11 protein-coding genes and 1 tRNA gene are annotated in these 13,928 nt (G+C 72.1%); 5 read left to right on the top strand and 7 right to left on the bottom strand.

Annotated elements, in window-relative coordinates; translation table 11 throughout:
- Positions 1-84 precede the first annotated feature (84 nt).
- From ACIN94_RS16195 to ACIN94_RS16185, 3 genes are all read left to right on the top strand, one after another.
- Positions 85-1,983, top strand: coding sequence for an N-6 DNA methylase (locus tag ACIN94_RS16195; RefSeq protein ID WP_400705925.1), 1,899 nt, complete (start codon positions 85-87; stop codon positions 1,981-1,983).
- 27 nt (positions 1,984-2,010) lie between these two features.
- On the top strand, positions 2,011-2,904 hold the full coding sequence (locus tag ACIN94_RS16190) for a serine/threonine-protein kinase (RefSeq protein ID WP_400705922.1): 894 nt from the start codon (positions 2,011-2,013) through the stop codon (positions 2,902-2,904).
- A 95-nt stretch (positions 2,905-2,999) separates the two neighbouring features.
- Positions 3,000-3,794, top strand: a complete 795-nt coding sequence (locus tag ACIN94_RS16185; RefSeq protein WP_400705919.1) for an MBL fold metallo-hydrolase — start codon at positions 3,000-3,002, stop codon at positions 3,792-3,794.
- Positions 3,795-3,936: 142 nt separating this feature from the next.
- Here ACIN94_RS16185 and ACIN94_RS16180 read toward each other — a convergent pair.
- A tRNA-Arg gene (locus tag ACIN94_RS16180) sits at positions 3,937-4,011 on the bottom strand.
- Between the two features lie 82 nt (positions 4,012-4,093).
- Entirely contained in the window at positions 4,094-5,155 is a 1,062-nt protein-coding gene (locus tag ACIN94_RS16175) for an NlpC/P60 family protein (RefSeq protein ID WP_400705916.1), read from the bottom strand.
- A gap of 219 nt (positions 5,156-5,374) precedes the next feature.
- On the opposite strand from ACIN94_RS16175, the gene ACIN94_RS16170 reads away from it, so the two are divergent.
- Positions 5,375-5,764 (top strand): response regulator transcription factor, encoded by a 390-nt coding sequence (locus ACIN94_RS16170; protein WP_400705913.1) that lies wholly within the window; start codon positions 5,375-5,377, stop codon positions 5,762-5,764.
- A 119-nt stretch (positions 5,765-5,883) separates the two neighbouring features.
- Here the strand turns inward: ACIN94_RS16170 and ACIN94_RS16165 are convergent, their stop codons facing one another.
- Positions 5,884-8,634: an AAA family ATPase gene (locus tag ACIN94_RS16165; RefSeq protein WP_400705910.1), complete on the bottom strand. Its 2,751-nt coding sequence runs from the start codon at positions 8,632-8,634 to the stop codon at positions 5,884-5,886.
- A 106-nt stretch (positions 8,635-8,740) separates the two neighbouring features.
- On the opposite strand from ACIN94_RS16165, the gene ACIN94_RS16160 reads away from it, so the two are divergent.
- The gene (locus ACIN94_RS16160) at positions 8,741-9,361 is read left to right on the top strand and encodes a LysE family translocator (RefSeq protein ID WP_400705907.1); all 621 of its coding nucleotides are present in this window, start codon (positions 8,741-8,743) and stop codon (positions 9,359-9,361) included.
- A gap of 70 nt (positions 9,362-9,431) precedes the next feature.
- On the opposite strand, the gene ACIN94_RS16155 is transcribed toward ACIN94_RS16160, so the two are convergent.
- The 4 genes from ACIN94_RS16155 to ACIN94_RS16140 are packed head-to-tail and all read right to left on the bottom strand — an operon-like array spanning position 9,432 to position 13,761.
- Entirely contained in the window at positions 9,432-10,643 is a 1,212-nt protein-coding gene (locus ACIN94_RS16155; protein ID WP_400705904.1) for a hypothetical protein, read from the bottom strand.
- A 31-nt stretch (positions 10,644-10,674) separates the two neighbouring features.
- Positions 10,675-11,061, bottom strand: a complete 387-nt coding sequence (locus ACIN94_RS16150) for a Rid family detoxifying hydrolase (RefSeq protein WP_400705901.1) — start codon at positions 11,059-11,061, stop codon at positions 10,675-10,677.
- A 29-nt stretch (positions 11,062-11,090) separates the two neighbouring features.
- The gene (locus ACIN94_RS16145) at positions 11,091-12,200 is read right to left on the bottom strand and encodes an alanine racemase (protein WP_400705898.1); all 1,110 of its coding nucleotides are present in this window, start codon (positions 12,198-12,200) and stop codon (positions 11,091-11,093) included.
- Between the two features lie 37 nt (positions 12,201-12,237).
- Positions 12,238-13,761 (bottom strand): amidohydrolase family protein, encoded by a 1,524-nt coding sequence (locus ACIN94_RS16140; protein WP_400705895.1) that lies wholly within the window; start codon positions 13,759-13,761, stop codon positions 12,238-12,240.
- Positions 13,762-13,928 lie beyond the last annotated feature (167 nt).

The following is a 13,928-nucleotide window of genomic DNA, read 5'->3' as shown; positions in this document are numbered from 1 at the left end:
GAAGGCAGTAAAGCATTGGTTGAAGCACTTCACAAGCAAACATGTTGTAGACCGTTAAGGCACAGTCAACTACTGTGGCCCAGTATGGAGGAGAGCCAGGACATCACGGTGAACGCGGGCGACATCGCCCGGCTCGCCTCTGTCGGCCGCGCCGCGGTGAGCAACTGGCGCCGCCGCCACGATGACTTTCCCCAGCCCACGGGGGGTACGGCCTCCAGCCCGCTGTTCTCCCTGCCCGAGATCGCCGCGTGGTTGCGCCGCCACGGCAAGTCGTTCGAGGTCTCCCTCGGCGACCTGGTCTGGCAGCGGCTGCGGACCTCGGTCGACGACCTGCGCCTGGGTGACCTGGTGGGCAGGGTCGGCGCGTTCCTGCTGTTCCTCCACCGGGAACCGGAGACGTGGCGGAAACACGGCACCCGGTCCCTCGCCGGTCTGGCCGCCGCGACGACGGACCTTCCCAGCTCCCCCGATCTGCGGCTGGACGACCTCGCGCTCGTCAGGCTGGTGGCCGAACTGGCCGCCGAGCGTGGCCCGCTGGACACCTTCGAGTTCCTCTGCGAGCGCTACGTGGAGGCTCACTCCCGCCAGCTCTCGGTGACCAGGGACGACGTGGCCGCGCTCATGTCCCTCCTGGCCGGCCAGGAGGGGGGGACCGTCCTCGATCCGGCCTGCGGCGTCGGCACCCTCCTCCTGCACGCCGGCACCCCGCTCGGCCAGGAGACCAACGAGACCAACGCGCTGCTCACCGCGGTCCGGTTGTTGCTGCGCGGGACCCGGGCGCGGGTCGTCGCGGGCGACTCGCTGCGCGAGGACGGCCTGGCCGGCGAGCTCGCCGACGCCGTGGTCTGCGACCCGCCGTTCAACGAGCGCGCATGGGGCTACGAGGAGCTGACCGGCGATCCCCGGTGGGAGTACGGCCTGCCGCCCCGCGGGGAGCCCGAGCTTGCCTGGGTACAGCACTGTCTGGCCCACGTGAGGCCGGGTGGCCTGGTGACGATCCTGATGCCGGCCGCGGCGGCCGGCCGCCGTCCCGGCAAGCGTATCCGGGGCAACCTGCTGCGCACCGGGGCGCTACGGGCCGTGGTGACGCTGGGCCCGGGCGGTCCCGATCTGTGGATCCTGCGCCGCCCCGACGGAAGGCGCCCTCCCTCCCGGATTCTGATAATGGACGCGAGCGAGGACCTGTCGGCCGTGGAACCCGCCTGGCGTGCCTACACGTGCGACCCGGAGGCCGAGCCGTCCGGCGACAGCCGTACCGTCCGGATCATCGACCTGCTCGACGACGAGGTGGACCTCAGCCCGGCCCGGCACCGCCCGCAGCTGGGCGGCCCCGACTTCCTGCGCGACTTCACCGACGCGCTGGACCGCTTCCGCGACACCTCGGCCACGCTGCCGGAGGCCCCTCCGGCACTTGAGCTGCTCACCGAACGGCAGGACCTGCCGACCACCACCGTCGGCGAGCTGGCCAAGGCCGCCCTGCTCACCATCCTGCAGGCCCCATCCAAGATGACGGCCGGCGAAGGCCCGCTCCCGGTCCTGACCGCCGACGACATCGCCCTGGGCACGCCCCCGTCGGGACGGACCGTCCTCGACCCCGCACTGGTCATGATCAGACCTGGGGACGTCGTGACCACCACCCTGGGCGTGGTCCGGGTGATCACCCGGAGCGGAGCGGCGCTCGGCCCGCAGCTCACGCTCTACCGCGTGGACCCGCAACGGCTCGACCCCGACTTCCTGGCCGGCTTTCTCCGCTCCGCCGACGCGGCCCGTATCCACCCCGGCTCCAGCCGCCTCGACGTGCGGCGGTCGCGGGTGCCGATGCTGCCCCTCGCCGACCAGCGGCGGTACGGCACGGCCTTCCGTGAGCTGTTCGCACTGGAGGACCGGGTACGCGAGACGACGGCGCTGGGAGAAACGCTGATCCGGCTAGGCTTTGACGGACTGGTTGACGGCCACCTCCGGCCATGCGACCAAAGGGTTTGATTCCCGCCACGTCCAGGGGAGGGTCGGATGGTCATCGGCGACCGGTACGTGCTCGATGACCTCCCCCTCGCCCAGGGCGGCATGGGTGCCGTCTACGCCGGCCACGACAAGCACCTCGACCGCAAGGTGGCCGTCAAGTTCCTGCGCCTGCTCAGCGGCCCGGACGAGGAACTGAACCGGCGTTTCCTCCGCGAAGCGCGCATTCTGGCGAAGCTGGAGCACCCCGGCGCGCCGGTCCTTTACGACTTCGGCACCTCCGACCAGCGGCTCTTCCAGGTGATGCAGTTCATCGAGGGCGTCACCGTGGCCGACCTGGTCAGCGAGCACGGCCCGCTCCCGGTCCCGTGGGCGGCCGCGATCGCCGCCCAAGCGTGTGCGGTGCTGTCAGCCGCCCACGCGCTGTCCATCTACCACCGCGACCTCAAGCCGACCAACCTGATGCTCTGCCCCGACGGCAGCGTCAAGGTCCTGGACTTCGGCCTCGCCATGCTCCGCGAGGCGGACTCGACCCGGTTCACCCGGGTCGGCCAGCTCCTCGGTACGCCTGCCTACATGGCCCCCGAGCAGATCCAGAGTGGCCTCGCCGGCCCCCGCAGCGACCTCTACGCCCTCGGCTGCGTGATCCACGAGATGCTGACGGGCAGGCAGCTCTTCACCGGGCCCACCGAGTACGCCGTGTTCGAACGCCAGGTGAAGGAACGGCCGCCCGCCGTCCCCGGTGTCCCCGCGGAGCTGAACCGGCTGGTCGAAGACCTCCTGGAGAAGGACCCCGACCGGCGTCCCACCGACGCCGACGCTCTCTACGAGCGCCTGCAGTCCTTCGCCGTGGACCTTCCGATGCTCCCCGGTTTCCTCAACCCGCCATCGGTGCCCAGCCCCGGCCGGATGTACGCCCGGATGGTCGGCCGCGTCCTCGCCTGAGCCGCGCCGGCGTCCGACCACATCGGCCCACGCCTGCCGGTACTCGATCACGGCACGGCAACCAGTGGAGAATACGGTGCATGGAAGGTCGATGGATGGAAGTGGCCGATCGGGTGCTGGTCCGGCGGTATGCGGAGCTGGACCTGTCGGTGGGACTGGTCATGGGTGACGGCGGCTGCCTGGTGGTCGACACGCGAGGGGACGAGCGGCAGGGGGCGGAGCTCGCCGCGGAGGTGCGGCGGATCACCCGGGATCCGTGGACGGTGGTGATCACCCACTCGCACTTCGACCACAGCTTCGGCACGCGGCCGTTCCTGGAGTGTGCCGTCTGGGCGCAGGAGGGCTGCCGGACCGACCTGATCGAGGGCGGGGCCGGGACGAAGGACACCTGGGCGCGGCGGTACCGGGAGGAGGGGCGCCCCGGCATCGCCGACGACATCGAGAAGACGGATATCGTGCTGCCGGACCACCTCGTGACCGACCGGGCGGAGCTGGCCGTCGGCGGGCGGCGCGTCGTCATGGCCCACTTCGGCCGCGGTCATTCCAGCAACGATCTCGTGGTCCACGTGCCGGACGCCGGTGTGGTGTTCGCCGGCGACCTGGTGGAGAACGGCGCGCCGCCCGCGTACGGCGACGCCTACCCGCTCGAATGGCCGACGGCCGTCGACGGCCTGCTCGGGCTCACCGGCGACGGCGACGTCATCGTGCCCGGCCACGGGGATCCGGTGGATCGCGCGTTCGTCATCGCCCAGCACGCCGAGATCGCCGCCCTCGCCGGACTCTGCGAGGAGGTGGCAGCGGGCTGGATGCACGTCCAGGACGCCGTACGGCTGTCGCCCTATCCCGAGGACACCACCAGGACCGCCCTTCGCCGCTCGGCGGAGCCGTGAACCCGGCCCGGCAGGGAGCTCGCCAGATCGACGTCTCGGCGACCGCTCCGGGCCGCGCCTGCCTTTCACGCCGGTGGCACCCCGGAACGCAGAACGACCCGCGTTGCCGCGGGTCGTCGCTGGGTTTCCCCTGGTGAAACGTTGGTGCCCCCTGCAAGATTCGAACTTGCGCTCCCGGCTCCGGAGGCCGGTGCTCTATCCCCTGAGCTAAGGGGGCCAACGAGTGTTTAGATTACCAGCATCTGGAGGGGAACCGACACTCGTGGCGCGAAGTGGCGATCTCAGGGGCACCGGCTCTGTCAGGCGAGGGGCCCGGAGCCCGGGCGGACGGCCCCCCGGTAGCGCGAGCGGTAGTAGGGGGAGTCGGCGAAGTTCGTCGTCCTGACGACGTCGCCGGTCTTCGGGGCGTGCACCATGACACCGTTCTTCACGTAGACACCCACGTGGGTGGGGTCTCCGCTGCCGCCCCCGAAGAAGACCAGGTCTCCCGGGCGGAGCTGGGAGAACGGCACGCGGCGGCCCTGCTTGAACTGGCTGCCGGTGTAGTGGGTGAGCGCGGTCCCCGCCTTGGACCAGGCGTGCAGGGCGAGGCCGGAGCAGTCGAAACCGCCGCCGGTCGGTCCCGCGCCCGACCCGCCGCCCCAGACGTACGGCCTGCCGACGTGGCGGAGCGCCGCCGCCACCGCCGTCTGCCCCGGTGACGGGCGGCGCGGTGGCCGGGATGACGTGGGCGAGGGGCGGGACGCCTCCCGTTTCGCGGGCTTATCCAGGGAGACGACGGCGGGCCGGCGGGCACGCGAGGAAGACGCGGGCCCGGAAGAACCGGCGGTGTCGGGGGAGACATCCTCGGAAGGACCGGTGAGATCGGGGGAGGTATCCCCGGGAGGAGCGGAAGGACCGGTGACGTCGGGGGACGCATCCCTCGAAGGGGCGGAAGGATCGGGGAGATCAGGGGATACGTCCCCCGAAGGACCGGAGAAGCCGGCGATGCCGGGGGCACCGGACCTGGGAGGCTCGGAAAGCCCGGAGCCGTCGGCAACCTGCGCCGCCGGGGAGGTGTACGGGCCGGAGGTGTCGTCCCCGGCGTCGACGCGGATGGTCGGGGGCGGGGATTCCAAGCTCGGGCGGCCGGCCTCGCAGGCGGGGGTGAGCGCGGTACGCATCGCTTCCCATAACCACCTGCCGACGCCCTCGGGCAACTCGTCGAACCACCTCCGGACTCCGTCCGGCACCTCCGTGCCAGGCAGCGGACGCTTCCAGTCATCGACGGCCTGCGGACAGGTGCCGACCGCGGATGCCTGGGGGCTGTTCCCCGCGAGGGCCGCCACGAAGGCGGTGGCGGTGAGGACTGTCGTGATCATGCGTGCCCTCCCTGGGCTCGATGAACGATCGAGGCCTCAGAATGCGCGGGCCGGGATGCCCCCCAAGGAGCCGAACTGAATTCTGTGGAGAGACACCGGACCGTCCACAGGAACGGAGGTCCGCCGGCCCGCCGGGAACCTGTCCCCGGTGGATAGCCGTCCGTACGCATCCGCCGAAAAACGCGCGTGACACGGCTGGGAGGGATTAGCCTCACGGCCGTGGGCGATGTTCCGGGCAAGGTATTGGTCGTGGATGACGACGAGGTCATCCGGCAGCTCATCGCGGTCAACCTGACCCTGGAGGGGTTCCAGGTGGAGACCGCCTACGACGGGCAGAACTGCCTTGATCGAGTGCTCGACGTGATGCCCGATGTGATCACGCTCGACGTGATGATGCCCAGGCTGGACGGCTGGATGACCGCCACCAGGCTGCGGGGTTCCGAGGAGACCCGCCACATCAGGGTCGTCCTGATCACCGCGCGGGCACAGGACGACGACAAACGCCGGGGACTCGACATCGGAGTCGACGCCTACCTCACCAAGCCGTTCGACCCGGCCGAGCTGATCCAGGTCGTCCGCGATCTGGCCCTGGCCACACGCGACGGCTAGGCGCTGTCCGCGCAGGCCCTGTCCGCGCAGGCCCTGTCCGCGCAGGCCCTGTCCGCGTGGGTCCCGTCCGCACAGGTCTCGGTCACGCGAGCCTCACCTGGCGAGACGGCGGCAAGCGTTTAGAGCAGGCCCTTCCTGCGGGCCACGGCGGCGGCCTGGGTGCGGGAGGAGACGCCGAGCTTGCCCAGGATGTTGGAGACGTGCACGCTCACCGTCTTCTGCGCGATGAACAGCCGCTCACCGATCTCCCGGTTGGGCAGGCCCTCGGCCACCAGCGCGAGCACCTCCTGCTCCCTGCCGGTGAGCGGTCCCGTCTGGTTCGAGGTGAACCGGGCCCGGCGACCCAGCTCCGCCAGGGCGGCGCTCAGTGGCCGGGCGCCCAGCGACGCGGCGTCCTCGACGGCGCGCCGCCACTCCTTCAGCGCCGAGACACGGTCACCCGAGGCGAGCAGCGCCTCGGCCAGCCGCCATCGCGAACGCGCGACCTCGTAGACGGATCCGACCTCGAACGCCTCGACCACCGCCCGCCACGCCTCGACGTCGGCACGGCCGTGCACGCGGTGCCACTCGGCCTCGGCCCGCGCCAGCCAGGCCTGCCCCTCGAATCCCATTCCCGGCCGGGCCGCCGTCCGCGCGCGGGCGAGCAGCTCGTCGGCGCCGTCGGTCCGGCCCAGATCGGCCAGTGCCCACAGCGCGATCGCGCTGACGCGGATGTTGCCCACGTCGGCGGGGTCCGTGGCGTCGAAGACCGCGGTCGCGTGCTCCAGGGCGAGCCCGGGCTCCTGACGCCACAGGGCGTGTTCGGCGGCCAGCCCCCGGGACATGTAGGCGACCAGGGAGTCCGACCAGAACGGCCGGAGCCAGGTCAGCCGCTCCTCGACCACGGGCATCCCCATGGCGACCTCGACGAACAGCGCGAAGGAGGAGAGGACTGCCTCGGGAATCTTGCCGACCCGCGTGCCGAACCCGGCGGCCGTCTCCCGGGCCTGCGCCCACTCCCCCGCCATGTAGCGGATCATGAACTGGAGGAACCGCAGGTCGGTGCCGTAGGTGCTCCAGGAGAGCCCGGCCTCCGTCGCCAGCCGTACGCCTCGGTCGGCGGTCACGGCGGCGACGGCCATGGAACCGCGCTCGAACTGGATCCGGGCGTAGTGGAAGATCGCGCGCAGGTCCATGGCCAGGTCGTCGGAGTCCCGGGCGGCGGCAGGGCCGAACAGCTCCTCCGCCCGGGCGAGATCGCCCTCGAACTCCGCACAGGAGGCCAGCATGATCATCGCACCCTTCTCCGCGTCGCTCGCCCCTGTGGCCCTGGCGACCTCCAGCGCACGGTCGGCGAGCGGTCTGGCCTCCGGGTGCCGCGCCCCCCAGCTGAGCGTGCGGGAGAGGGTGGCCAGCGCTCTGGCGAGGACGGGGGTCCCTGGAGGGGCCGCGGCCACTGCCGCCTCGGCGGCCACGATCGCCCCCGCACCGTCGCCGTATTCGTAGAGGTAGTAGGCAAGCCGTTCGGCCGCCTCGGCCGACGGGGGGATCTCCCGGAGCTGGGCGACGGCCCGGTGGTTGTCGCCCATGTCGGCCGCCGCGGCGGCGGTGCGCAGCGCGAGCCGGACATGGTCCATCCCGGCGAGCCGCTCGGCCTCGGGGACCCGGTCCCAGAGGCCGAGCGCCTGCTCGAAGTGGCGGTGGGCCTCGGCGGGGGCACCGAGGCGCTCGGCCCGCCGTCCGGCCTCGGCCGAGGCCGACAGGGCTTCGGCGAGGTCGTGTCCGGCCAGGTAGTGGTAGGCGAGCTCGGCGGCGGCACCCTTGCGGGCGGTGAGCAGCCGGGCGAACGCGGAGTGCATCCGGGTCCGCTCGCCCGGCAGCAGGTCGGTGTAGACGGCCTCCTGGAGCAGGGCGTGCCGGAAGGCGTAGCCGTACTCCCCGCTGGGGCGGAGCAGTCCGCGGGAGACGATCTCCCGCATGGCCTCCTCGAAGGCCAGCTCGGCCAGACCGGAGGCCTCGCGGAGCAGGTCGTGGTCGACCCGGCGGCCCGCGACGGCCGCGCCCCGGAGCACCCTCTGGGCGGCATCGGAGAGCAGCTCCACGCGGGAGAGCAGCAGGCCGACGAGGCTGTCGGTCATCGAGGATCCCTCGCTGGCGGCCTCCAGCAGCTCTTCGGCGTAGAACGGGTTGCCTTCGGCGCGGTCGACGACCTCGCTGATCATCTGAGCGTCGTCGCCGCCGAGGGCGGCCAGGTAGTCGGCCATCTCGCCGCGGTCGAGTGGGCTCAGCTCGACGGCTGTCACCGAGGGGAGACGCTTGAGCTCGGCGAGGACCCGGCGCAGCGGGTGGCGGCGGTGAAGGTCGTCGGTCCGGTAGGTGCCGACCAGGCAGACGCGCTCGGTCTGCAGCATCCGGCTGAGGAAGACCAGCAGGTCGCGGGTGGACTGGTCGGCCCAGTGCAGGTCCTCCAGGACCAGGAGCACGGGCTGCACGGCCAGGAACCCGAGCATCGACCCGAAGAGCTGCTGCTGGGTGAGGCCGGAGGTGGTCTCCGGCCCGAGGTCGGCGCCGCCGGGCAGCAGCCTGCCGAGGACAGGCCTGGCGTCGAGTGCCGCGCCCAGCTCTCCCCGCACGCCGCGCAGGGCGTCCGCCAGCGGCAGGTACGGCAGCGCGTCGCCGAGCTCGGCGCACTGTCCGACCAGTACGGCGAAGCCGGCGGCCCTGGCCCGCTCCCCCAGCTCCGTCACCAGCCGGGTCTTGCCCATGCCCGCGTCGCCGCCCACGAGGGCCACCCCGGCCAGCCCGTCGGCGGCCGCGTCGAGCACGGTGGTCAGGCGGTCAAGCTCCACCAATCGCCCGATCAGCGTGCTCTGCTCCTTCTGCCACCTCACGTCGGCGAGTATGACATGTCACACCGACAGCGGGCCGAATGGTCCACGGACGGCGCCGGCGAATGGCCCTGACAGCGGAGACCGGAACGGCCCTAGGGTCGGCCCCATGGTCCCCACATCCATATTCCTGATCTTCGTGGTGGCGTCCCTGGCCCTGGTCCTGGTGCCCGGACCGAACCACCTCTACATCGCCACCCGGGGCATCGCCCAGGGCCGGGCGGCCGGGGTGGCGAGTGCGTTCGGCGTGGAGACCGGCACCCTGGTGCACATCGCCGCGGCGGCGGCCGGGCTCTCCTACGTGATCGCCCGGTCCGCCACGCTCTTCAACGTGATCAAATGGGCCGGCGTGGTCTACTTGGTCTATCTGGGCGTCCGGACGCTGACCGGCGGGCAGGAGCCGGCCGCCCGGGAGGTCACGCCGCAGCCGCTGCGCACGATCTTCCTCGAAGGCATGGTCGTCAACGTGCTCAACCCCAAGGTGATCCTGTTCTTCCTGGCGTTCCTGCCGCAGTTCCTGCATCCGGAGGCGGGGTCGGTACCGCTGCAGATCGCCGTCCTGGGAGGCACCCTCCTGCTCCTCGGCCTGGTCTCCGACCTGATCTACGCCGCGGGCGCGGGCGCGCTCGGCAGGCGGCTGCGCGGCCGCTCAGGGGTACTCCGTCGCTTCAGCGGGATCGTCTACCTGGGGCTCGGTGTCGCCACCGCCCTCACCGGCCGGTCGACCTGATCGCACAGGTCGCCCACCAGCCGGGCCAGCGGCCCCGGATCCCTCATCACACCCAGATGCCCGCACCGGGTCAGCCGGAGAGCGCGCCGGGGATGCGGTCGAGGATCGGGTACGGCACGAGCCCGTAGGCGTGGAAGTCGACCGCGTCACCGCCCGCGGCCCGGACGGCTCGGACCTTGGCGGCGAGCCGGTCGGCCGAGTCGGTGTCGGGCAGGCCGGGCCGGAGCACGACCCGCAGCTCCCTGTGCCTGCCGGTCGAACGGCGGTAGGCGCCCACGTCGTCGGCGACCCGGGCGGCGTCGCGGGCGTAGGCGAGCACGCCGAGCGAGGGCACCAGATCACCGAGGGCGACCAGGTCCACGCCGAGCTGCCACGAGTCGTGTGCGGCGAGCCCGGCCGAGGGCAGGCCGTCGGCGTGGCCCTTGAACCCGCCGGTCGCATCCAGGAAGACCAGCTTGGAGCCCTCGGCGGTTACGGCCGCGGACACCTCCGAGACCAGCGAGGTCACCGCCTCGGAGCGGGCTCGCGCGTAGGCGACCACCTCGGGCCCGGCGTAGGCGGTCAGTGCCGCCCGGGTCACCTCGCCCTGTGCGGGCGGGTCACCGTCGAGCACGCCGCCCGCGACCCTCGTGCACTCCTCACGCGCCACCTCGGCCCTGACGCCCAACTCGGACGCGCGGCGCATGCAGAAGTCGCAGAAGCACAGGCCGAGCAGGAAGACGTCCATCGGCCCGAGCGGGACGGATCCGTGCTCGGGGTGGTGACCGTTGCCGAAGGTGGCGAAGTGCAGCGCCTCGGCGACCACGCTGTCAACCCCCTGCCTGGCCACCGCCCGGCCCAGCGCCACGGAGTAGAGGCGGACGTCCGGGTGGGAGGGGCACAGGTCGGCGGGCGAGCCGCGGTCACCGAAACAGTTGCGCACGGTCACGTCGGGGTTCGCCAGGCCGAGCGTGGCGTTCCGCAGGAAGACGGCCCAGCCGTGCAGCCGCAGGCCGCGCTCGGCGGTGGCCAGGCGCAGGGCCGCCAGCGGCTCCTGTCCGGCGCCCTCCTGGACGGGCGGGACCAGGCGGAGCCCGCCGAACAGGTCCTCGGGCGGCGCGAAGTGCACGCCGTCCCTGCGGATCGTCACGCGGGACCCGCCGTGGGGGGTGACGTCATGGGCGCTCTGGCAGGCCGCGGCCACGGTCACGCCCGCCACGCCGTATCCGGCGACCCGGTCAAGGACCGCCTCCAGGCCCTCCCCCCGCACGTCCTCGACATGGACGTATAGCGAGCTGTCCAAACCGCCGCCCTCCCACACAGTCGGTCAGAATCTAACGCGGCTTGTAGGCCACGAAGTCGATCTCGACCAGTATGTCCATCAGGTCCGAACCGACGGTCGTGCGGACCGGGTACGGCTTGGTGAAGTAGGACTTGTACGCCTCGTTGTAGGCGGCGAAGTCACGCTTGAGATGCCGCAGGTGGACGGTCGCCTTCACCACGTCGTCGAAGCCCAGGCCGTGGACGGCGAGGATCGCGCCCAGGTTACGCATCACCTGGTGGGTCTGCTCGGCCACGTCGGTCCCGACGATCTCGCCGGTCGAGGGGTCCAGGGGACCCGCACCCGAGGTGTAGACGAAGTCGCCGACCACAAGGCCCTGCGAGTAGGCGCCGACCGGCGCCGCCCCCTCGTCGGTCAGCAGCTCCTGCTTGCCGCTCATCTCGCCACTCCTTGGTAGATGTCCAGAACCTAGAACCAGGTCGTTATCAGGTCGACGACCACATAATCGTCGTCCACCACCGGTATGACCCGCCACTTGTCGAAAGCGGTGCACGGGTGGGAGATGCCGAACGACACCAGGTCTCCCGGCTTGACGGGCGAGTCCGGGGTGAGCCGCAGGACCGCGTGCTGGTCCTGGACCCTGAGCACCGTAGCGTCCGCGACGGCTCCGCGCGGCACCGGCAGGCCCTCGTCGAAGGGGGCGTCCCGCTTGCCGAACCCGACGACGGCCAGGCCCGGCTCGGGAACACTCAGCACGTGCGCCCAGATCTCCAGCGCGGCCCGCAGCTCACCCTCGATCCGGGTGTACGGCGTGCGCTCGCGGTAGTAGCCGTCGTCGTGGGAGACGTAGGCGCCGCTGCGCAGCATGATCCTGGCCTGGCAGGCGGCGAGCTCCCGGCCGATCACGTCGAACCACCGGCTGCCGCCCACCGACAGGATCGGGTCGCGCACCCGCAGGTGCTCAAGGGCCTCCAGCAGCCGGTGCAGGTAGGCCCGCACCTCCTGGGCCGACCCCAGCGACCCTTCGTACCCGGCGACGCCCGCGAGTTCCACGCCGTCCGCCGCCTGCGCCGCCGCGGCGACCTCCAGAAGCTGCGCGAGCGTACGGCTGCCGCCCCGCCCGCCCTCGTACCCGAGCTCGGCCAGCACCCGGAACGGTCTGCCCCCCGCGTGCCTGGACAGCGTCTCCACCCCTGCCACCGAGTCCACGAAGCACAGGAACTCGGCCGACGGCTCCTCATCGAGCCAGGCCGCGAGGGCGTCGAGTCCCGCCGGGTCGAAGACCTGGTTGGCCAGGACGATCCGGGAGACGCCGAACCCGCGCAGGGTGAGCGCCTGGCTGGGAGTGGCAGCCGTCAGCCCCCACGCGCCCGCGTCGAGCTGGGCCCGGACCAGCTCGGGCGACATGGTCGTCTTGGCGTGCGGGACCAGGATCAGTCCGTGGTCCCTGGCGAAGGCCGCGAGCGTCGCGATGTTGTGCTCCAGCGCGCCGCGGTGCGCCACCATCACGGGGAAGGTGAACGCCCCGCCGAACAGCGACGACCCCACGGCCCTGCCTGGGTCCACGATCCCCTTCACCCGATGCCCCCTCCGGTTGCCTTGGAGGACCTTATCCTCAGGGGCGCAGTGCCCGGCCGGGGGTGGCCCCGGTGAGCTCGCCTCCGGCGAGGACGGGGACGCCGGACACGAGGACGTCGTCGATACCGGTGGCCAGAATGCGCGGGGCGGCGTAGGTGGCCCGGTCGGAGACCGCCGCGGGGTCGAGGACGACGACGTCGGCTGTCTGCCCGGGGCGGATCAGGCCCCGGCCCGCGAGACCGAAACGGCGGGCCGAGTGGGAGGAGAGGTGGACGGCGGCCTGCTCCAGGGTCCAGTCGCCGGTCTCGCGGACGTGGTGGCCCAGCATGCGGGCGAACGCGCCGTAGCCCCGGGGGTGGGGGTGCCCACCCACGTAGATGCCGTCGGAGCCGCCCGTGTGGCACGGGTGGCGCAGGATCGCACGGACCGACTTCTCTCCCTCGGGGCCCTCGTCAGGGCGGGCTATCACGCAGCCGGCCTCCAGCCGGGTGTCGATCAGGACGCGGCGGCAGAACTCGCCCGGCTCAACCCCCGCCTCGGCGGCGGCAGCCGGGAACGACAGCCCTTCGGCCCACTCGGCGCCGGGCACGTGGGACAGGGTGATCCTCGGCCAGATCGCCGGATCCCACGCGACCGGCCCGGACTCCAGAAGCTCCAGCGCCCGGCCGGTGTCGGCGGCGGGGATCCACGACGGCAGCGCCACCATCGCCAGGATCGTGCTGCCCCGCAGGTAGGGGTAGGTGTCGAAGGTGATGTCCAGCCCTTCGAGACGGGCCTGATCCATGAGTGGCAGCAGGGTCGACGCCGGGCCGTGATAGTGCGAGACGTGCACGGCGACGCCCGACCGGCGGGCGATGTCCGTCACCTCGGCCATGCCCGTCTCCGCCAGCGTGCCGTACCCGCGCATGTGCGTCACGTACGGCAGGCCGCCCAGCGGCGCGCAGAGCGTGGCGATCTCCCCGGCGTCCGCGTAGCGCCCCGGGGCGTACTCCAGGCCGGTCGACAGCCCCACCGCCCCCTCCGAAAGGCCGCGCTCGACGTGGGCGAGCATGCGGGCCAGCTCCGCGGGGGACGCGGTCCGCTCGGCGGCGCCCATCACGTCGTAGCGGATCGTGCCGTGCGGCAGCAGGTAGGCGGTGTTCAGCGCGGTCGCCCGGTCGTAGCCGGCCAGCAGTTCCCGCACGCTGAGCGGCCCGTCGGCCGACGGGTGGGTCCCGTTGACGGCCGCGAAGTAGCGCGTGGCGTAGGCGAAGGTCTCCGGGGTGGAGGCGGGCGCGAAGGACAGGCCGTCCTGGCCGAGGACGAACGTGGTCACGCCCTGGCGGAGCGCGGCGAGCTGCACCTCCCGGTCGAACACCAGGGCGTCCCCGTGGGCGTGGCAGTCGATCAGGCCGGGCAGGACGTGCCGGCCGGCCGCGTCGATCACCGTCGCGGCCTCCGCCCCGCCCAGCCGGCCCACCGCGGCGATCCGGTCTCCGGTAACCCCGACGTCCGCCCGGAAGGCCGGGGCACCGGTGCCGTCCAGCACCCGGCCGCCCATGATCAACACATCGAATGACATGGTCGGATTCAATCATTCAGCGTGATCTGGCGTGGAACCCCGGGCGTTCACGCCCGGGAGGAAACGACAGCACGGGAGGGCCGCCAAGGCCCGAGCGGTGTGGTGACCGGTAGGCCGTCGAGCGGCTCAGCCCGGACGTTTCTGGTTTTCGATGTACTCCTTGATGA

The sequence above is a fragment of the Streptosporangium sp. NPDC087985 genome (assembly GCF_044741965.1).
Taxonomy (GTDB): Bacteria; Actinomycetota; Actinomycetes; order Streptosporangiales; family Streptosporangiaceae; genus Streptosporangium.
The sequence above is the reverse complement of the archived record's forward strand: the minus strand, read 5'-3'. Positions and strand labels throughout refer to the sequence as shown.

Excerpts from the sequence above, each read along its gene's own strand:
- ACIN94_RS16185 (WP_400705919.1), top strand. The coding sequence starts at position 3,000 with ATGGAAGTGGCCGATCGGGTGCTGGTCCGGCGGTATGCGGAGCTGGAC.
- ACIN94_RS16140 (WP_400705895.1), bottom strand. The coding sequence starts at position 13,761 with ATGTCATTCGATGTGTTGATCATGGGCGGCCGGGTGCTGGACGGCACC.
- ACIN94_RS16195 (WP_400705925.1), top strand. The coding sequence starts at position 85 with ATGGAGGAGAGCCAGGACATCACGGTGAACGCGGGCGACATCGCCCGG.
- ACIN94_RS16175 (WP_400705916.1), bottom strand. The coding sequence starts at position 5,155 with ATGATCACGACAGTCCTCACCGCCACCGCCTTCGTGGCGGCCCTCGCG.
- ACIN94_RS16160 (WP_400705907.1), top strand. The coding sequence starts at position 8,741 with ATGGTCCCCACATCCATATTCCTGATCTTCGTGGTGGCGTCCCTGGCC.
- ACIN94_RS16150 (WP_400705901.1), bottom strand. The coding sequence starts at position 11,061 with ATGAGCGGCAAGCAGGAGCTGCTGACCGACGAGGGGGCGGCGCCGGTC.
- ACIN94_RS16190 (WP_400705922.1), top strand. The coding sequence starts at position 2,011 with ATGGTCATCGGCGACCGGTACGTGCTCGATGACCTCCCCCTCGCCCAG.